The following is a 17934-nucleotide window of genomic DNA, read 5'->3' as shown; positions in this document are numbered from 1 at the left end:
TCCGGCGGCAGTATGGCGTTTAGTCTCTGTAATAGCTGTCCCTCGCTGTTGCGCAGGCTGACAGATAAGAAAAAAGAAGCGATTGTGCAGGCAGCGGTGCAGGAATTCCGTCGCCACGGCTATGACGCGACCAGTATGGATGCAATCGCCGCCAGCGCCGGTGTTTCCAAGCGCACCGTATATAACCATTTCCCGGGCAAAGAGGATTTGTTCGCCGCGATTCTGCAGCGCCTGTGGGAAACCGTGATGGTGAACGACCGCTTCGACTTTATTGCGCCGCAGACCCTGGCCAGCCAGTTGCGCCATTTTTTGCAGCAGAAAATTGCTTTGTTCAGTGATCCGGCCTTTGTTGATTTGCTGCGCGTGATTGTGGCTGCGACGATTCATGCACCGGAAAGAGCGCGTGGTATGGTGGAGCAGCTGAAACAAAGCGAGCCGGTGATTGTGCGCTGGATACGTGAGGCGCAAGCGTCCGGCCGTTTGCTGACCGACTACGAACCGGTCGAACTCAGCGATATGCTGATGGGGCAGGTGAAAGCCGTCGCACTGTGGCCGCAAATTATGATGGGGCAACCACCGCTGGATGAATTGCGACGCCAGCGTCTGGTGGAAATGGTGATCCGGCAGTTTCTGGGCACTTTCAGCCAGCAACCAGATGCCGAACTGCAGGGCTTACGCAGCGATACACTGAAAAAGCCGTAAATCCGGCAAACCGCTGAAGGAGTTTCATGTATCAGCATGCGAACTAGCTATTATAATGACGGGTTAATAATCGAACTTTGGCAGGCGGCGCATATTTTCCGCATATTTGCGGGAACTTTTTCGAGCCGCCGGTGATCTGTGTCCCCATATGAATGCTGCATTGAATCCGGTAAATTCCATGACCAACCGTGAGGCGCGTGTTTCGCCCGGCGCGATGGCACTGGCGTTACTGGTGCATCTGGCACTGTTATTGTTTTTTGTGGTCGGTATCAATTGGCAAAGCCATGAATCGAATGCAGTGGAGGCGGAAGTCTGGGATCTGACCACGCGCGAAGCCGCGCCTTTGCCCGTACCGCAAGTCGCGCCGGAACCCGAGCCGGAACCGAAGCCAGCGCCAGTCGCGCGCACCCCTGAGCCAGTCGCCAAACCGGTGGAAGATCCGGAAATCGCTTTGCAGCAGCAAAAGAAACGTATTCAGGAAGAGAAAAAACGCGAAGAAGAAAAACTGCGTATTGCAGAGGAAAAGCGTCAGCTTGAACTGAAAGAAAAGCGCGAAAAAGAAAAACTCGAAAAAGAAAAGCTTGAGAAGCAGCGCGAGAAAGAACGTCTTGAGCGTGAAAAAGAGCGTGAGAAAGAACGCGAGAGAGAGCTCAAAGAAAAAGAGCTGAAGGATAAAGCGCAGAAAGAAAAAGCAGATAAGCAGAAGCAGGCTGATCAGAAAGCCAAAGATGCGCGTGAAAAAGCACTGGCTGACAAACTGTTCAGCGAGCAAATGCAGCGTATCAATGCGCAGGCCGGTGCAGTTGGTTCCGGTGGCAGCGGTACTGCGGAAAAATCGACCGGTAATAACCGCGGTGATCCTAGCTATATCGCTAAAATTGCGTCTAAAGTGCGTTCGAACATGATTTATCCGCCGGGTGATAATGCAGGTCGCAATCCGACGGTGGAATACAAAATAGAATTGCTGCCGGATGGTTCTCTGCGCGGCTTGCCACGTATGGCAAAGAGTTCCGGCGTTCCGTCTTTTGATGAAGCGGTGGCGAAAGCGATTGAAAAATCTGCGCCGCTGCCGAAAGATAAAAACGGTCAGGTTCCCTCCAGTTTGTTACTGGTCTACAAATTACGAGAAGAGTAAGACGATATGAAATCAGGTTTACGTTTGCTGAGTATTCCTGCGCTGGCGCTGGCACTGATGGCGGGTGTGCCGCCTGTTCCGGCACAGGCGCAATTGCGGGTGGAAGTTTCCGGTGTGGGTTCGAACCAGATTCCGATTGCGATTGCAGGTTTCAGTAATGAAGACCTCAGTCCGCAGCAAATCAGCCAGATTATTCGTGACGATCTGGCACGCAGCGGTTATTTCCGCCTGATTGATGCGGGCACCGTGTTGTCTGAAACTGCGCCGGTGAACTTTGAAGAGTGGAAGCGCAAAGGCGCGGAAGCACTGGTCGTAGGCAGTGTGCAAAAGCTGGCAGATGGCCGCTTTGATGTGCGCTATAAACTGTTCGACACCACCAAAGCGGCGATGCTGTCCGGCTTTGCGCTGCCAACGCTGCCGACCAGTACCCGCGTTTCGGCACATAAAATCGCCGATGATGTGTATGAAAAGCTGATCGGGGTACGCGGTGCGTTTGCAACGCGTATTGCTTACGTGACCAAATCCGGCGGCGAATACCGTCTGGTAGTGGCCGATTCGGATGGCTACAACGAAGTTCCTGCCTTACGTTCCCGCGAACCGATTATTTCGCCGGCCTGGACACTGGATGGGAGCAAAGTTGCCTATGTGTCGTTTGAAATGAAAAAACCTGTGGTCTGGGTGCAGAATCTGCTGACCGGCGAACGCCGTGTCGTAGCGAACTTTAAAGGCAGTAACTCTGCGCCTGCATGGTCGCCGGATGGCAGCCGTCTGGCAATTGCCTTGTCGCGCGATGGCCTGACCCAGATTTACCTGATTAATGCCGATGGTTCCGGCTTGCAAAAGCTGACCAGCAGTAATGCGATTGATACTGAGCCGCAATTCTCCGCCGATGGCCAGTATGTGTATTTCCTCAGTGACCGCAGCGGCGGTCCGCAGATTTACCGCGTCAGTGTGAATGGTGGTGAAGCAAAGCGCGTGACGTTCAACGGCAGCTATAACATCACACCACGTATTTCGCCGGACGGCAAAACCCTTGCTTATATTTCCCGTCGTGAAGGAAAGTTCCAGCTGTATGCACTGGATCTTGCTTCCGGTCAGGAAACAAGGCTGTCAGATACGACCAAAGATGAATCGCCTAGCTTTTCGCCGAACGGTCGTTATATCATGTACGCTACCGAAACTGGACGTCAGGCAACACTGGCAGTCGTGTCTGTTGACGGTAAGGTGCGACAAAAATTATCGGTGCAGGCTGCCGATATCCGGGAACCTACCTGGGGCCCGTATCTCAAATAAAACTGTTTAATTCAGGAGAGAAAATGCGTTTCACATCCCAAACTAAAACACTGGCTTTGTTGATTTCCGGCGCAGCACTGCTGTCCGCCTGTGCTTCTAAAGTGCCTCTGGATCCGCCAAAAGTGGAAGAAAAACCAGTAACAACGACACAAACGACACAAGTCGACCCTAACGCTGTTAAACCAGTGAAAGCACCTGAAATGGATCCGCTGAACGATCCTAAAGGCGTGCTGGCACTGCGCAGCGTGTACTTCGACTTTGACAGCTATGTTGTGAAAGACGATTCCAAATCTGTGGTTGAAAACCACTCCAAATACCTGGCATCCAAAAAAGATCGCAAGATCCTGATCCAGGGTAACACTGACGAACGCGGTGGCAGCGAATACAATCTGGCACTGGGTCAGAAACGTGCTGAAGCAGTGCGTAAAGCAATGAACCTGATGGGCGTTGCTGATGGTCAGATGGAAGCAGTTTCTCTGGGTAAAGAGAAGCCAAAAGCAACTGGCCACGATGAAGCATCCTGGGCGGAAAACCGCCGTGCTGATATCGTTTATCAGTAATACCAGCCTGAAGACGGACATGTTTGTCTGTTGATCAGCTAACTGACGCCGCTTATCTTTGATAAGCGGCGTGTTTATTTTGACGAGCAATGCGATGAAAAAAAACTCAGTCCGCCGTGTATTGCTGACACTGGCATTTGCCGGATGTTTTCCTGCCATGGCTTCGGCAGGTATTTTTGATGATGATGAAGCCCGTAAAGCAATTCTGGATTTGCGCGCCAAGATTGAGGCATTAAATGCCCGTCTGGATTCGCGCATTGAAACCAAGGCCGATAAATCGACCGCGCTGGATCTGGCCAATGAAAATGAAAAACTGCGCGCTGAATTAGCAAAGCTGCGCGGACAGGTTGAAGTGCTGGCGAATGACATCGCGAATACCCAGCGTCGTCAGCAGGATTTCTATGTGGATCTGGATAACCGCATCCGCAAACTGGAACCGAAGCGCATGGTGGTGGACGGGCGTGAAGCAGTGATCGAGCCGGGTGAAGAACGCGCCTTTGAAGGTGCGATGAATGTGTATAAGTCCGGTGACTTCAAAGCAGCGGTGAACGGCTTCAGTGGCTTTCTGAACAGCTATCCGAATTCGGTGTATGCCGGTCAGGCACAGTACTGGATGGGTAATTCGTATCTGGCGCAGCGTGACTGCAAAGGCATGATTCCTGTCATGCAACAATTGGTGAAATCGTACCCTGATCATCCGAAAGCACCGGAAGCGTTGCTGAATATTTCTCTGTGTCAGGTTGAGCTGAAAGATAAACCGGCTGCGAAGAAAACGCTGGAAACCATTGTGCGCGACTATCCGAACACAGAAGCAGCGCAAGCGGCGAAAAGCCGTATCGGCGCGCTGAAGTAAGCCGGAAGGCGCGTGTCTATTGACAGCTATGGTTTAGGCTCCTATAATAGCTGTCTTTCTCGGGGTTGTTAGCTCAGTCGGTAGAGCAGCGGACTTTTAATCCGTTGGTCGCAGGTTCGAATCCCGCACAACCCACCAGAGTCCTTTTGGTGATGGTGTCGAGAAATAAGTTGGGTTGTTAGCTCAGTCGGTAGAGCAGCGGACTTTTAATCCGTTGGTCGCAGGTTCGAATCCCGCACAACCCACCAGAAATTCCGCAGGTTCCCGTCAGGGAGTTTGCAAGCAGGCTAACGGGTTGTTAGCTCAGTCGGTAGAGCAGCGGACTTTTAATCCGTTGGTCGCAGGTTCGAATCCCGCACAACCCACCAGACAAAGGATCCAGATGAAAATCTGGGTCCTTTTTGTTTTATATTCGCCGTTATCGTCACGAATCGCCGCTATCATCTGTTGTGCTTAGAACAGCACGCAAGCTGCGACCGACCGTGCAGGATACGACTCTTCCGGAAACAGGAACATCATGAGCAAAAAAAATAAAGCCAGTGCAGTGAAGGCCGACACCAGCCCGCCGGCACAAAAACATGAAATCCGTGAGGGGCAGTCAGAAGAATTGCTGAAAGAACTGCATATCCTGACCCGTGACGGCAAACTGAATCAGGACAGTCGCCGCAAACTGAAGCAGGTTTATCACTTATATCAATTTATCGAGCCATTGCTGAACAATCTGAGTGCAGGCGACCGTGCCGTATCGCTGGTGGATCACGGTGCCGGTAAATCCTATCTTGGTTTCATTCTGTATGACCTGTTTTTCAAAAATCAGCCCGCGCTGAAAGATTCCCGTATTTACGGCATCGAAACCCGTGCAGAACTGGTGCAGAAATCCACCGAGCTGGCACAGCGTCTTGGTTTTCCCGGCATGGAATTTCTGCATTTATCAGTCGCAGATTCGGTGACCTCTGACAAATTGCCGGAAACCGTAGATATCGTCACCGCGCTGCATGCCTGTGATACCGCAACCGATGATGCAATTGAGTTTGCGCTACGTAAAAAAGCCCGCTACATGGTGCTGGTACCTTGTTGTCAGGCAGAAGTGGCGGCAGAACTGCGTCGCACAAAATCGCAGGCAGTGAAATCGAATCCTTTGTCGGAACTGTGGCGTCATCCTATTCATACCCGCGAATTCGGCAGCCAGATCACCAACGTACTGCGTTGTCTGCAACTGGAAGCGCACGGCTATCAGGTCACAGTCACTGAACTGGTGGGCTGGGAGCATTCGATGAAGAATGAACTGATCATTGCGGAATACAAAGGCCAGCCACAGAAGCGTGCTGCTGCCAGACTGCATGACATTCTGGAAAATACCGGCTTGCAGTCACTGCAACCACGCTTTTTTGTCGCACAGGACACAGAAGCAACAAGCTGATCAGCCACGTCACTGTTGAGTCACAAAAAATGATTAGTATCATTTCCGCCCTTTGTGATTGAATAAAGTATCGCACCACAGACGAGAAGGAAAAATTATGTTTGCTGCTGTCGACCTTGGTTCGAACAGTTTTCGTATGCATATTGCCCGGCATGAAGGCAGTGCGATCCGTATCCTGAAAACCGCGCGTGAGCCGATACGGCTGGCGGCGGGGCTGGATAAAGACGGTAACCTGACCGAAGAAGCGATGCAGCGGGCGACAGCCTGTCTGGCGCGCTTTGCCGAAGTGCTGGCAGCATATCCTGTGGAATCGGTGCGTGTGGTGGCCACAAATACGGTGCGTATCGCGAAAAATGTAGCAGACTGGCTACCCGGTGCGGAAGCTGCAATCGGCCATCCGATTGAAGTGATTTCCGGCGAAGAGGAAGGCCGTCTGATTTATCTGGGCGTTTGTAATACCGTACCGGTGCCGGGCGAACGCCGTCTGGTGATGGACATTGGTGGGGGCTCTACCGAAGTGATACTCGGGCGCGGCCATGAAATTCTGAATGTGGAATCGTTCAGCATTGGCACGGTTCCTCACGCGATCAATTTTTTCCCTGAAGGGCGGATTACGGCAGAAGCCTTTGACGCCGCGATTCTGACCGCACGCTCCGTGTTTGAAGACATGTCCTCGGTTTACGCGCCGCAGCACTGGCGCAAGGCTTACGGCTCTTCCGGCACCATGCGTGCGATTGCGGAAGCGATAGAAAAGAACGGCATCGGTGATGGTCGCGTGACGCTGCCGAATCTGTATGCGCTGATTGAACGCTGTGTGGCGGCCGGTTCTATGGATCAGCTGGCACTGAATGGCGTGAAGCCGGAGCGCGTGCCGATGGTGGTTGGCGGGCTGGCGATTCTGATCGGTCTGATGACCGAGTTCAAAATCGAGGTACTGAATCCGATTGAAGCCGGTCTGCGTATCGGTGTGATCTGGGATTTGTATCTGCGCGCCACCAAGCGGGATCGTCGTGAAGTGTCGGTGCAGAAATTTGCCCAGTTATTTCACTCGGATATGGCACGTGCCAACCGCGTGGCGGATCTGGTGAAGCTGCTGTATCAGCAATTGCGTCCTGCTTCCGAGCAATACAATCGTTTGCTGTACTGGAGCGCATTGCTGCATGAGTCCGGCATGGTTGTGTCGCACACCGGGTACCACAAACACGGTGCTTACATGGTGGAAAATGCGGATCTGGCCGGTTTTACCAGTCGCGAACAGCGCATCATGAGCAAGCTGATTCTGAGTCAGAAAGGCAATCTGCGGAAAATCGCAGAAGGCCTGAATGATCCGGATTTTGCGAAAGCGGTACTGGCATTGCGTTTATCCGTGATGCTGATGCATTCCCGCGCTGATATCGAATACGAAGATCTGCGCGTGCGTATGAAGAAAAATATTGAGCTGGAATTGCAGCGCAAATGGATGACTGAGCATCCGACCATGTCTTACTGGCTGCAAAAAGAAACTGAGTTCTGGCGCGAAGTCGGCACGGAAGTGCTGGTACGTACCGACGTCTGAAGATCCCGGTCTGCTGACCGGTTTGCATAAAACGAGTCAGCGATCTGATAAATGAAAGGCAGCCTGCGGGCTGCCTTTTTTGTTTGTGCTGTTACACATGCTACGCCAGCGCCGGAAAAGTGCTGAAACAGCCCGAAAACACCCCAAATGCGGATTTCTGCATGGCGATCCGGCGGTCGTCGGCAGAAAGTCTGGCTGTCCGGAAAGTGCAAATGCGGAGTTCTGCACAGTAGCAGAGAGCCGGGACGGTTTGATTGCTGGCGCGTGATGGCTTCTGAAGGCGGTGGAATAGGTTATCTGCGTCCGGAGACGCCGGAAATAAAACAGCCTGCCGCGCTGTCTGCACTGAACGGTAGCCAGTGCGGAGCGGGGCAGGCTGTACGCTGTTGCGTAACGGTGCTGGTGATCAGAACGCCAGCTGAGCGGACAAGCGGACAGTGCGCGGTGCGCCCGGGAACAGGTAGCCGCCGAGCGACTGGGTGACATCGCGCCAGTAGAAGCGGTCGGTCAGGTTGTCGATCTGCGCACGGAACGTGGTCGGTACGCCACTGATGCGGGTCTGGTAACGCGCACCGGCATTCAGCACGTAATAGTCCGGTACCATGATGCGGTTATCCGGCGAGAAGGCTTTCTCGCTTGCATACTGCCAGCCGCCTTGTACGCTGAGGCCAGCCACCGGCAAGCTGTAATCCAGTGTGACGCTGGCTTTGCGGCCGGGTACATTCAGCACTTGCTTGCCATCGTAAGCAGCGCTGCCGGTATCCTGCTGTACTGCATCGATCGCAGTGAAGCTGGCCAGCACTTTCAGGTCTTTCAGCAGATTGCCCTGTGCATTCAGTTCGATACCGCGGTGGCGGGCTTCGCCGGTTTGCACGTAGTAATTGGCTGCGTTAATCAGTTCCAGCGGCTTGGTGATCTGGAAAACAGCGGCACTCAGTTGCAGCTGGTTGTCACCGCTGTACTTAATGCCTGCTTCGGTCTGACGCGAGCGCAGCGGATTCAGCATCTGATTCGGATTGTTGGTGCCAACCGGCGCGATGCCGCCGTATTCCAGGCCCTGAGACTGGCTCAGATACGTCGTCAGGCTGGCGACTGGTTTGTACACCAGCGCCGCACCGGAAACCCAGTGTTGCTGGTTGTAGCCGGGATTATCCAGCTGAACGCGGTCCAGCTGCACACGGCGGGTATTCAGGTGCAGTTTCCATTCTGTATTCAGACTGATGATATCTTGCAGATACAGCGCGGTTTCTTTATCCATACGGCGCAGCGAAACCGGACCGGGCTGCTTGCTGCTTGGCGGCACAGCCACCGGATTGAAGACATTGCTGACACCGGCGAAGTCATACACATAATCGCCGAAATAATCGCGACGGCGGCTGGTTTCAACACCAACGGCGGTTTCGTGCTGCATGCCAGCTGCGACCCATTTGCCTTGCAGGCCGGTATCGGTGGCCACCAGATATTTCGCTTCGTTCAGGCTGCGGTAATCGTACATGTCGAAGTCACCGTTAGCGCAATAACCTGGGAACAGGTTGCCGGAGGTGCAGCCCCACGGGAATGCAGTGTAATCGTCGCGCTGGAAACGGTGCAGATTCGCACCGGTACGGAATTGCCAGTCGCTGTTCAGGCTGTACTGATACTGCAGACCCAGATTCATGGATTTGGTATCCACCGGTTTTGCCCACGGCTGTACATTCAGCATCATATCGGCGCTGATGCCGCGTGGCAGGTCCGTACCATTCCATAACTGGAAGCCCGGCGCAGTCAGCTGGGATTTGTGCTGGTAGTCAAAGTCAGCGCGCAACAAACCATTGCTGCCGGTTTTCAGATCCACCGCAGCCGAGAAAAATTCACGGTTTCCGTTTGCACCGCGAATCACGGAACGCATTTGTTCTGCTGCTGCATTAAGGCGAATGGCAACCGGCGTACCGGCTAACTGTTCAGAAACATCCACCGCAGCATAGCGGGTACCACGTTCTGACAATTCCAGATTCAGGGTGCGCAGCGGGCTGGTCAGCGGACGCTTGACGACATAGTTGATATAGCCGCCCGGCGTGGTCATGCCGGACTGGAAGCCAGCAACGCCTTTTAAAATTTCCACAGCTTCTTTATTTTCCAGCGGAATCGATGCATCGGCCGGAATGGTGAAGCCATCTTTGCGATAGCTGCTGTTATTGTCCAGCGCGAAACCGCGAATCGAAAACTGTTCTGCGTAACCCACGGCATTGTAGGCATCGCTGACGCTGGCATCGAAGTGGCTGACATCGGTGGTCATGCGTGCGCCGAGATCCTGCAACTGGCGGGCATCAAAGCGATTCACCGAAAACGGGATATCCTGCAGCGGTGTATCAATCTTGCCGGCGCTGCGGCTTGGCTCTGCAAGTTTGTCAGCCTTACGGCTTTTGATGACAACAGACTGTGCAGTTTCAGAGGCATCTTCCGCCATTGCCAGCGGCATCACAAATGCCAGAGACAGCGCGAGAACGACAGGGCGTTTAGAACAAGGAAAAGAAGTGGCAGACATTCGGTACTCTCGTTAAACAGATATGCCAGAGAGCGCCGGAAGCAAGAAAGAAGGGACTTTGTTCGCTGTGCGCTTTCCTACGCTGGCATGATCCAGATCAGGTATAAGGGACTCTCTCACCCGGCGTAATAGCCGGGACCCCTAGCGTGCAGCGGATTTTACACGGATTTCAGCAGCATTGCGTTGACAGCTGCATAATGCCCGTGGGTTTTCAGGCAGTTTTGTTGGCAGACTGGCGGAAATTCATCCAGAGGCCTTCTGCCGAATACAGGATCAGTGCCAGCCAGATCAGCGCAAAACCACCGAGTTTTTGTGCATTAAACGGCTCGTGGAACAACCAGATGCCCATCAGAAATTGCACCATAGGCGAAATGTATTGCAGGATGCCCAGTGTGGTCATCGGGATTTTGCGTGCGCCTGCGGCAAACAGCAGCAGCGGTATGGCGGTTACCGGGCCGGTCAGCAACAGCATCGTCACGACATGACTATCCTGCGTGAACCATGCATTGTGCCCCTGCATCGCCAGCCAGAAAAGATAGCCACTGGCGAAGGGAAACAGCAGCGCAGTCTCCAGCGACAAGCCTTCCAGCGCACCCAGCGATGAGGTTTTGCGTAACAAACCATAGGTGCCGAAGGTCAGTGCCAGCGTCAGGCCAATCCACGGCAGACTGCCGGTCAGCCAGGTCAGCCACATCACACCGGCAGCCGCAAAGCTGACGGCGACCCACTGCATCGTGCGCATACGCTCGCGCAGCGCAACTGCACCAAGCAGAATATTCACCAGCGGTGTGATGAAATAACCGAGGCTGGCGTCAATGACCCGGCCCTCATTCACCGCCCAGATATATACCAGCCAGTTCGCCGACAGCAGGGTAGCGCTGAGTGCAAAACTCATCACCAGTTTCGGGTTACGTATTGCTTGCGAAATCCAGCCCCAGTGTTTTTTCCAGGTCAGAATACCAATCAGAAACAATAGCGACCAGACCATGCGGTTCAGCAAAATTTCCAGCGAAGGCACGCTGTGCAGTGCTTTGAAATACAAAGGGAACAAACCCCAGATAGTGTAAGCAGAGCCTGCCAGTAAAGTACCGTTACGACGCATGAAAAATCCGATCAGAAAAAGACTGCAGGTGCACGGGGAATTGCCGGAAGGATATTGTCAGTGGCGATGGTAAGCTTGTCTGCCTGATAAAGTTGTCAGGTAGATCAAACTTAACGCAGCGTATGCTGAACCTTGCGGGATGCGGGTGCCGTGTGGATGAATTTACTGCAGAAAAAGCATAGATACTGCACAGTGTAACAAGTTCCGGGATTTCGCGTTGGCGATGGCCGGATCAGCTACAAAGGGAAAGCATGCAGATCCTTGCGCCGTATGCTGTTGTGGCGGGTAGTGCAGGGAGAAGTGATGTCAGCGGCGGGATTTCTGGGCGCGGACTTTTTGCAGCACCTGACACAGGGCTTCAGTACCGTCCAGTACGCGCGGGCCGTTGCGGTTCAGCCAGTCGCCTTTAATTGCATAAAACTGGCGGTTTTTTACGGCAGACATAGTTTGATAATGCTGCCAGAACTGCTCAAGCTGAGCCGTGGATTCGCCGCCGGTCAGTATCGCATCCGGATTGGCGGCAATCACCGCTTCGGTTCCGACTTTCGGACTGATATCCTGCTGCGCGCCAAGCAGATTTTTACCGCCGCACAAGCGAATTGCCGACGATACCAGATGCTGATCGCTGAGTGTCATCAGCGGCTGATGCCAGACCTGATAAAACACCGTCACTACAGCTTCACCGGCTTTCAGCTGGTAACGGCTTTGCAATTGCTGCAGGCGATCACGAAAACGTTTCGCGGCCTGTTGTCCGGTGGCGGCATTACCGGTCAGTTCACCCAGCCGTTCCAGACTGCTGGCGACCTGTTCGTAGTTTTTCGGATCGCTTTCGAAGATGCGGATATTGTTGGCACGTAACTGATCTGCCAGTGCATGACCTTTACCGGTTCCCCAGACAATAACGAGATCCGGGCGCATTGCCAGCAAGCGTTCCGTATCAAGCGCAAAGACATTACCAACTGACGGGAGTTGTTTCGCGGCCGCAGGATAGTCGCTGTAATCACTGACAGCAATGACTTGTTTTCCTGCACCTGCTTCGAATAATAATTCGGTGACATGCGGCGCAAGGCTGATGATCCGTTGCGCCGGTTTTTCCATCAATACTGCCTGTCCCGCATCATCCGTCACACGGATGGCGGCTGCAGCACTGCCAGCCAGCAGCAGCGGAATCAGTGAGGCAGTCAGACGGCGCAGCATGGTTCAGATTTCGAGGTTGTCGATCAGGCGGGTTTTGCCCAGCTTCGCTGCCGCCAGTACCACCAGCGGTTCGCCGGCCAGCAACTCTTCCTGTGTCGGTGCCTGCAGGTTAGCGCGTTTGCGGATTGAAATGTAATCCGGCGCCCACTGACGGGTCGCCAGTTTTTCCATCGCCAGCTGTTCCAGGCGCAACAGATCAGACTGACCTGAACGGACTTCATCCGCTACCTCATTCAGCGTGCGGTACAGCACAGGTGCTTCCGCACGCTCTTCTGCGGACAGGTAGCCATTGCGGGAAGACAGTGCCAGACCGTCATCGGCGCGGTAGGTTTCCGCCGCGATGATTTCTGTCGGCAGTGCAAACTGCTTGCTCATGTTGCGGATGATCATCAACTGCTGGTAATCCTTTTTGCCGAACACAGCAACACGTGGCTGTACGCAGGAAAACAGTTTCATGACCACGGTGGTCACGCCACCAAAAAAGCCCGGACGGAATTCGCCTTCGAGGATGTCGCCCAGATTATTCGGCGGCTGAATACGGTATTCCTGTGGCTCCGGATACAGATCTTTTTCGCTCGGTGCAAACAGGATATATACGCCTTCTTTTTCCAGCTTATCGATATCCGCTTGCAGCGTACGCGGATATTTGTCGAAATCTTCATTCGGGCCGAATTGCAGACGGTTAACGAAAACCGATGCAATTACCGGATCGCCGTGGCGTTTTGCCAGTCGCATTAAGGATAAATGACCCTCGTGCAGATTGCCCATGGTCGGGACGAATGCAGTACGCAGCTGACCAGTCAGGTGAGCACGCAACTCTTCAATCGAGGTGATAACTTTCATGATGGGAATTTTCCGGTAAACAATCGGTGTCAGGCGGGCGAGTATGCCAGTCTGACATAAATAGGCGCAAATGCTTCCGCCTGGGTGATTTCGATCAGGGTTTCTTTTGCGAGTTCCAGCAGGGCAATAAAATTGACCACCAGTACCGGAACGCCGCGTGAAGGGTCAAACAAGTCTGCAAATTCCACAAAGCGGGTCGATTGCAGTTTGCGCAGAATGGCTGTCATATGTTCGCGTACCGACAATTCTTCACGTGAAATTTTGTGATGCTGTACCAGCGTCGCGCGTTTCAGTACATCGGCCCAGGCGGACTGAATATCAATCAGCTCGACCTGCGGCCAGTGTAAGACGGTATGTTGTTCGATGTAGACCTGCGCATGCAGGAAGTCACGACCGAGTTGCGGTACATTATTCAGGTCAAAGGCCGCCAGTTTGATTTGCTCGTATTCCAGCAGGCGTCTGACCAGTTCTGCACGCGGATCTTCCGCTTCTTCGCCTTCCTGCGTTTTGTTGGATGGCAGCAACATGCGTGACTTAATTTCAATCAGCATGGCTGCCATCAACAGATATTCTGCGGCGAGCTCCAGATTGCGGCTGCGAATCTGGTCCACATACGTCAGATACTGACGGGTGACATCCGCCATCGGGATATCCAGAATATTGAAATTCTGTTTACGAATCAGATACAGCAGCAAATCCAGCGGCCCCTGAAACGCTTCCAGAAACACTTCCAGTGCATCGGGAGGGATATACAAGTCCGTCGGAACCTTGAATAAAGGCTCGCCGTACAGCCTTGCCAGAGCAAGGCCATCAACGACATCCGGTGTCGTATCCTGCGCTCCCACAATCGGGAGATCAGCGGCTTCTGCGGTCACTTGATGTGCTCAGTGTATGCCGAAGGCAGCGATCAGCCTTTGTTCTGATAAACGTAGGCTTGCTGTGCAATGCGCGCTTCGGCAAAACGCTCTTGCTGGTCCAGATCCAGTGGTGCCTTATCCCACAGCAGTGAACGGCCTGCGACTTGCTCCTGATCCAGATGTGGTTTGGCCTTTTTCAGGTCTTTCAGAAACGAAGTGGCTTCAGATTCGTACATGGAAACTTGGTGTAAGAATTTCATGTTAGGGCTAGGTCAGATTGAAAACTGCGGCATTTTACTCCGCTTTTGCTGCGTTGCAGAGAAAAAAGCAGGATGGTTAAAAGAACTTCAGCGCAGATCGCCTGCGTCCGGAGTGTCAGAAAAATGCGTTAGCTGTGAGGCGGACTGCATTGCCAGCATTTGCTGCAATAAAAGAGCAGGATCATCTGCAACGCAAAACATACGACGATGTTCATCGCCGATAAAACCTTCGGTAGCAGCATGATCAATAAATTGCAGTAAATGATCAAAATATCCAGCGGTATTCAACAAGCCGACAGGTTTGTTGTGGAATCCGAGTTGCGCCCAGGTCAGAATTTCAAATAACTCATCCAGCGTACCAAAACCACCGGGCATCGCAATGAAGCCATCGGACAAATCCGCCATCAGTGCTTTACGTTCATGCATCGTACTGACTACATGCAGTTGACTGAGACCCTGATGACCGACTTCACGGGCAACCAGCGATGCAGGAATGACGCCGGTCACCGTGCCACCCAGGCGCATCATTTCATCGGCAATGACACCCATCAGGCCGACATTGCCTCCGCCGTAAACCAGTGAGGTATTTCGGTTCACCATCGCGGCGGCGAGTACCTGCGCCTGCTTGTGGTGTAAAGGATTGCTGCCGTTGCGGGCGCCGCAATAAACGCAAACGGATTTCATTCCGGCTTCATTTTGCGCAGATATTCAGCAGAAAGACGTTCAAACACTTCTTTCGCTTGTCCGCGCAGATAAGGACTGATCAGTACGATGACCTGATAGCAACCACGTGCCAGGGATTCCGACATGATCTGCGCCTCTGTGTATTTGCGCGGATTACGCACATACTCATACGACAGCCAGTAGGTAGCAACCACGACCATATTGGTTGCCAGTGCGTCGATGTCCATATCGGTTGCTTCAAATTCGCCGTCCGCGCGTAAGCCAGTACACAATTCTGTGGCGACGCGGATTTTGTGGGTCAGAATTTCTTTGAAATTCAGTTCCAGCTTGCGGTTACGTGAGAGCAGGTCGTTAAGATCACGATAGAAAAAGCGATAGCGCCAGACCAGTTCAAAGGTCAGATGCAGATACGTCCAGACGTCCTGAATATTGGCTTTGCGTCCGCTGGGAAACGCGAGCTTTTTATTGATCTCAGTTTCGAACTGAGAAAACAGGGAATTGACGATATCGTCTTTGTTGCGAAAATGATAATAAAGATTGCCCGGAGAGATGTTCATCTCTTCCGCGATCACGGTAGTTGTGATGTTAGGCTCACCAAATTCATTAAACAAACGCAGGGAAAGCTCTAGGATTCGTTCCCTGGTACGACGCGGAGCTTTGTGTTGCATGCTATTTTTTCGAGATAATATTTCGTAAGAATAGCATTCTTCCGCATATCCTCAAAACCTGTGTTACTCAGCTGAACTGTTTTTTGTGCCGGCAGGCAATTCGGTCAGCCGTGTTTTTGCGAGTTTGTCATGCATAAACTGACGCTCAGGGTCCAGAAGTGCCGTCAGTGCCCAGCCCGCTAAACCAGCAAGTATAGCGACGACGGCTTCAATTTTTTGCAGATTAAACTGATATGACAGTGCCAGTGCCGGCAAAAACCACATCCAGCTGAGCACGTAGCGCACGATTGCTTTAATGCGCGGCAAAGGCTGCCCATCCAGATCCGTAACGCGGATGCGCCAGGTTTTCATGGCGAGAGTCTGTCCCGAGCGGGTCCAGCAGTAAACAAAATAAAACCCGATTACCAGAAATAAGAGCACCTGTAATACAAGGCGGCTTTTGCTCAGGAAATTAAATACCAGTATGGTCACAAAGACCAGCCCGAATAACAACATGCCTTCATACAGCATGCAGGTAAGGCGCCTCCGGATCGAAGGCGTGATCAGTGTTACCGGTTCAGTCATTTTGTGGCAGAAGTTACAGATGCAGGAGCCGTTGCCGGTACTTCGGCCGGCACAGAAGCCGGGGCAGGTGCTACAACTGATGCGGGAGCTTGCACAGGTGCGCTGACAGCAGGCGCGCTGGCCGTAACTGGTTTTGCCACTGCGGCAGGTGCAGCCGGTTTCGGTAAATTACCTTTGATCGGTTGCAGCGTATTCGGATTGCGTAATGCGTCCGGGCTCAGGTTAGTCAGAGATTTTTTTGCCGGCTGGTCAGCTGCCAGTTTCTTTTTCTCTTCTTCACTGAGTTGCTGATACTTTTGCCATTGCTCACTCTTTTTCTCAGGAGCGATTTGTTTGGTCTTGGCAAAGTTTTCCCGCGCTGCCATGCGTTGTTCCGGCGTCAGTTTCAGCCAGTCGCGCATACGTTCCTGCAAACGCGCCTGTTCTTCAGGTTTCAGCGTTGCGTAGCGTCCTGCGATTTCCAGCCACTTCTTTTTGCGGACTTCCGGTAATGCATCCCACTCGGCTTGCAACGGAGTCAGTGCGACTTTCTGCGCAGGTGTCAGTTCAGACCACAGCGGTTTTGCAGGAGCCGGCTTTAAGCCCAGTATGGCAGAAGCATCACTTCCGGCGGCCATCACTGGCTGCGCCGGAAGTGCGGTGCAAAGTACGGCAAGCGTGCTCAGAAAAACAACCAGTCTCACTGAGATTCCTCGTTTTGTTTATTGTTGACGTAAGTCGTGAAGCCAGTATCCACGTAGGCTGCCGGTGGTAACTCGTCCACCAGCATTGAAGTGTCGATATCGGCCAGTTCGTTAATATTTTGCTGTTGCTCGTATTCGTAAATGCCAGCCAGACCCGCTATCAGCACGATGGCCGGTAAAGCCAGTCCTGCACGTCCCAGCCAGGACGAAGGACCGCTGAATTGGAAGCCATTTGCTCCGGCAAATGCATTCTGGAACAAACGGACAAGCGCAGGGCTTTCTTTCTTCTTGCGTGACATCGCCATTTTGCGTGCCTGTGCCAGACGATCCAGTGTCGGTGCCGGCAGACTTTCGGACGATTCATTCAGCGCCCGCCGGACTTTGTAAGCGAAGTCCAGATCCTGAGATTCTTTTGAGTAATTCATAGCTGTATTCCTTTTGCTTTCAGTGTCGCAGCAAGTGCGTGCGTTGCCCTTGAGCAATGCGTTTTCACGCTGCCTTCCGAGCAGCCCATTGCGGCGGCAGTTTCTGCTACATCCATGTCTTCCCAATAACGCATGAGGAATGCTTCCCGTTGACGCGCCGGCAGTTTTTTTATTTCTTCATCAATAATGCCTAATACCTGCTCGCGCTCCATTTTATCAGCAGTGGACTCGGTGGTTTCGCTGCCTTCTTCGCCTGCGTAGGATTCGAGCAGGTCAAACTGGTCTTCTTCTGACTGTCCTGCCGGAATCATGTTCGAAAACAGGCTGACCCAGGTATTGCGGACTTTTTCACGCCGGAAAAAATCCAGTATGGTCGTTTGTAAAATACGCTGAAACAGCATAGGCAATTCTGCTGCCGGCTTATCGCCGTACTTCTCAGCGAGTTTAATCATTGCCTCCTGAACAATGTCGAGTGCGGATTCATCATTTCTGACGGCATAAACAGCGTGCTTAAATGCTCTTCGCTCGACACTTTCCAGAAAATCGGAGAGTTCTTTGTCTGTAGCCATTGTTGGCGATCATTCGTTTCAGTAACAGCGGGCCGGCTCA

19 protein-coding genes, 3 tRNA genes and 1 riboswitch are annotated in these 17934 nt (G+C 52.9%); of the genes, 10 read left to right on the top strand and 12 right to left on the bottom strand.

The genetic code is table 11. From position 1 onward, the window contains the following. The first annotated feature begins 12 nt into the window (after positions 1 to 12). From KDM89_RS04835 to KDM89_RS04790, 10 genes are all read left to right on the top strand, one after another. Positions 13 to 702: a TetR/AcrR family transcriptional regulator gene (locus KDM89_RS04835; RefSeq protein ID WP_212686803.1), complete on the top strand. Its 690-nt coding sequence runs from the start codon at positions 13 to 15 to the stop codon at positions 700 to 702. 178 nt (positions 703 to 880) lie between these two features. Next, positions 881 to 1837 (top strand): cell envelope integrity protein TolA, encoded by a 957-nt coding sequence (tolA, locus tag KDM89_RS04830; protein ID WP_212686802.1) that lies wholly within the window; start codon positions 881 to 883, stop codon positions 1835 to 1837. A 6-nt stretch (positions 1838 to 1843) separates the two neighbouring features. Next, on the top strand, positions 1844 to 3130 hold the full coding sequence (tolB, locus tag KDM89_RS04825; protein ID WP_212686801.1) for a Tol-Pal system beta propeller repeat protein TolB: 1287 nt from the start codon (positions 1844 to 1846) through the stop codon (positions 3128 to 3130). A gap of 23 nt (positions 3131 to 3153) precedes the next feature. Beyond that, positions 3154 to 3690 (top strand): peptidoglycan-associated lipoprotein Pal, encoded by a 537-nt coding sequence (gene pal / locus KDM89_RS04820; RefSeq protein ID WP_212686800.1) that lies wholly within the window; start codon positions 3154 to 3156, stop codon positions 3688 to 3690. Between the two features lie 94 nt (positions 3691 to 3784). Next, a complete protein-coding gene (ybgF, locus tag KDM89_RS04815) occupies positions 3785 to 4543 on the top strand; it encodes a tol-pal system protein YbgF (protein WP_212686799.1) in 759 nt (252 codons plus the stop codon). A 62-nt stretch (positions 4544 to 4605) separates the two neighbouring features. Next, positions 4606 to 4681: transfer RNA gene (locus KDM89_RS04810), tRNA-Lys, on the top strand. A gap of 34 nt (positions 4682 to 4715) precedes the next feature. After that, positions 4716 to 4791, top strand: a tRNA-Lys gene (locus KDM89_RS04805). Between the two features lie 44 nt (positions 4792 to 4835). Next, positions 4836 to 4911, top strand: a tRNA-Lys gene (locus tag KDM89_RS04800). A gap of 149 nt (positions 4912 to 5060) precedes the next feature. Next, on the top strand, positions 5061 to 5963 hold the full coding sequence (locus tag KDM89_RS04795) for a class I SAM-dependent methyltransferase (RefSeq protein ID WP_212686798.1): 903 nt from the start codon (positions 5061 to 5063) through the stop codon (positions 5961 to 5963). Positions 5964 to 6060: 97 nt separating this feature from the next. Beyond that, positions 6061 to 7518: a Ppx/GppA phosphatase family protein gene (locus KDM89_RS04790; RefSeq protein WP_212686797.1), complete on the top strand. Its 1458-nt coding sequence runs from the start codon at positions 6061 to 6063 to the stop codon at positions 7516 to 7518. A gap of 406 nt (positions 7519 to 7924) precedes the next feature. Here the strand turns inward: KDM89_RS04790 and KDM89_RS04785 are convergent, their stop codons facing one another. The 12 genes from KDM89_RS04785 to KDM89_RS04730 all read right to left on the bottom strand — a co-directional run bounded on the left by KDM89_RS04785 (position 7925) and on the right by KDM89_RS04730 (position 17894). Next, a complete protein-coding gene (locus tag KDM89_RS04785) occupies positions 7925 to 10042 on the bottom strand; it encodes a TonB-dependent receptor (protein ID WP_230427668.1) in 2118 nt (705 codons plus the stop codon). Positions 10043 to 10099: 57 nt separating this feature from the next. Beyond that, positions 10100 to 10195: riboswitch (TPP riboswitch) on the bottom strand. A gap of 58 nt (positions 10196 to 10253) precedes the next feature. Next, positions 10254 to 11144, bottom strand: coding sequence for an EamA family transporter RarD (gene rarD / locus KDM89_RS04780; RefSeq protein WP_212686796.1), 891 nt, complete (start codon positions 11142 to 11144; stop codon positions 10254 to 10256). A gap of 306 nt (positions 11145 to 11450) precedes the next feature. Then, positions 11451 to 12341 carry a cobalamin-binding protein gene (locus KDM89_RS04775; protein ID WP_212686795.1) on the bottom strand — a complete coding sequence of 297 codons (891 nt, stop codon included), beginning with the start codon at positions 12339 to 12341 and terminating at the stop codon, positions 11451 to 11453. A 3-nt stretch (positions 12342 to 12344) separates the two neighbouring features. Further along, entirely contained in the window at positions 12345 to 13184 is an 840-nt protein-coding gene (gene panC / locus KDM89_RS04770) for a pantoate--beta-alanine ligase (RefSeq protein ID WP_212686794.1), read from the bottom strand. 29 nt (positions 13185 to 13213) lie between these two features. Beyond that, positions 13214 to 14059, bottom strand: a complete 846-nt coding sequence (locus KDM89_RS04765) for a segregation and condensation protein A (RefSeq protein WP_212686793.1) — start codon at positions 14057 to 14059, stop codon at positions 13214 to 13216. 32 nt (positions 14060 to 14091) lie between these two features. Then, positions 14092 to 14301: a DUF3460 family protein gene (locus KDM89_RS04760; protein WP_212686792.1), complete on the bottom strand. Its 210-nt coding sequence runs from the start codon at positions 14299 to 14301 to the stop codon at positions 14092 to 14094. 87 nt (positions 14302 to 14388) lie between these two features. Next, a complete protein-coding gene (locus KDM89_RS04755; RefSeq protein WP_212686791.1) occupies positions 14389 to 14985 on the bottom strand; it encodes an LOG family protein in 597 nt (198 codons plus the stop codon). Beyond that, positions 14982 to 15653, bottom strand: a complete 672-nt coding sequence (locus KDM89_RS04750; protein ID WP_189355618.1) for a TetR/AcrR family transcriptional regulator — start codon at positions 15651 to 15653, stop codon at positions 14982 to 14984. Before KDM89_RS04750 ends, KDM89_RS04755 begins: the two co-directional genes overlap by 4 nt. Before the next feature lie 63 nt (positions 15654 to 15716). Continuing rightward, complete coding sequence (locus KDM89_RS04745) at positions 15717 to 16217, bottom strand: RDD family protein (RefSeq protein WP_212686790.1); 501 nt, start codon at positions 16215 to 16217, stop codon at positions 15717 to 15719. Beyond that, positions 16214 to 16900 carry a DUF3106 domain-containing protein gene (locus KDM89_RS04740; RefSeq protein ID WP_329604620.1) on the bottom strand — a complete coding sequence of 229 codons (687 nt, stop codon included), beginning with the start codon at positions 16898 to 16900 and terminating at the stop codon, positions 16214 to 16216. The genes KDM89_RS04745 and KDM89_RS04740 overlap by 4 nt, the downstream gene beginning before the upstream one ends. Next, on the bottom strand, positions 16897 to 17325 hold the full coding sequence (locus tag KDM89_RS04735) for a DUF3619 family protein (RefSeq protein WP_212686789.1): 429 nt from the start codon (positions 17323 to 17325) through the stop codon (positions 16897 to 16899). Before KDM89_RS04735 ends, KDM89_RS04740 begins: the two co-directional genes overlap by 4 nt. Beyond that, positions 17322 to 17894, bottom strand: a complete 573-nt coding sequence (locus KDM89_RS04730; RefSeq protein ID WP_212686788.1) for an RNA polymerase sigma factor — start codon at positions 17892 to 17894, stop codon at positions 17322 to 17324. The genes KDM89_RS04735 and KDM89_RS04730 overlap by 4 nt, the downstream gene beginning before the upstream one ends. Positions 17895 to 17934: the final 40 nt, after the last annotated feature.

Origin of the sequence: Cognatundibacterium luofuense (assembly GCF_018139685.1) — a bacterium.
Taxonomy (GTDB): Bacteria; Pseudomonadota; Gammaproteobacteria; order Burkholderiales; family Burkholderiaceae_D; genus Undibacterium; species Undibacterium luofuense.
Note: the sequence above shows the minus strand (reverse complement) of the source record. Positions and strands in the feature narration are given on the sequence as shown.

Coding starts and splice junctions, on each gene's coding strand:
- KDM89_RS04835 (WP_212686803.1), top strand. CDS start 13: ATGGCGTTTAGTCTCTGTAATAGCTGTCCCTCGCTGTTGCGCAGGCTG.
- tolA (WP_212686802.1), top strand. CDS start 881: ATGACCAACCGTGAGGCGCGTGTTTCGCCCGGCGCGATGGCACTGGCG.
- tolB (WP_212686801.1), top strand. CDS start 1,844: ATGAAATCAGGTTTACGTTTGCTGAGTATTCCTGCGCTGGCGCTGGCA.
- pal (WP_212686800.1), top strand. CDS start 3,154: ATGCGTTTCACATCCCAAACTAAAACACTGGCTTTGTTGATTTCCGGC.
- ybgF (WP_212686799.1), top strand. CDS start 3,785: ATGAAAAAAAACTCAGTCCGCCGTGTATTGCTGACACTGGCATTTGCC.
- KDM89_RS04795 (WP_212686798.1), top strand. CDS start 5,061: ATGAGCAAAAAAAATAAAGCCAGTGCAGTGAAGGCCGACACCAGCCCG.
- KDM89_RS04790 (WP_212686797.1), top strand. CDS start 6,061: ATGTTTGCTGCTGTCGACCTTGGTTCGAACAGTTTTCGTATGCATATT.
- KDM89_RS04785 (WP_230427668.1), bottom strand. CDS start 10,042: ATGTCTGCCACTTCTTTTCCTTGTTCTAAACGCCCTGTCGTTCTCGCG.
- rarD (WP_212686796.1), bottom strand. CDS start 11,144: ATGCGTCGTAACGGTACTTTACTGGCAGGCTCTGCTTACACTATCTGG.
- KDM89_RS04775 (WP_212686795.1), bottom strand. CDS start 12,341: ATGCTGCGCCGTCTGACTGCCTCACTGATTCCGCTGCTGCTGGCTGGC.
- panC (WP_212686794.1), bottom strand. CDS start 13,184: ATGAAAGTTATCACCTCGATTGAAGAGTTGCGTGCTCACCTGACTGGT.
- KDM89_RS04760 (WP_212686792.1), bottom strand. CDS start 14,301: ATGAAATTCTTACACCAAGTTTCCATGTACGAATCTGAAGCCACTTCG.
- KDM89_RS04755 (WP_212686791.1), bottom strand. CDS start 14,985: ATGAAATCCGTTTGCGTTTATTGCGGCGCCCGCAACGGCAGCAATCCT.
- KDM89_RS04750 (WP_189355618.1), bottom strand. CDS start 15,653: ATGCAACACAAAGCTCCGCGTCGTACCAGGGAACGAATCCTAGAGCTT.
- KDM89_RS04745 (WP_212686790.1), bottom strand. CDS start 16,217: ATGACTGAACCGGTAACACTGATCACGCCTTCGATCCGGAGGCGCCTT.
- KDM89_RS04735 (WP_212686789.1), bottom strand. CDS start 17,325: ATGAATTACTCAAAAGAATCTCAGGATCTGGACTTCGCTTACAAAGTC.
- KDM89_RS04730 (WP_212686788.1), bottom strand. CDS start 17,894: ATGGCTACAGACAAAGAACTCTCCGATTTTCTGGAAAGTGTCGAGCGA.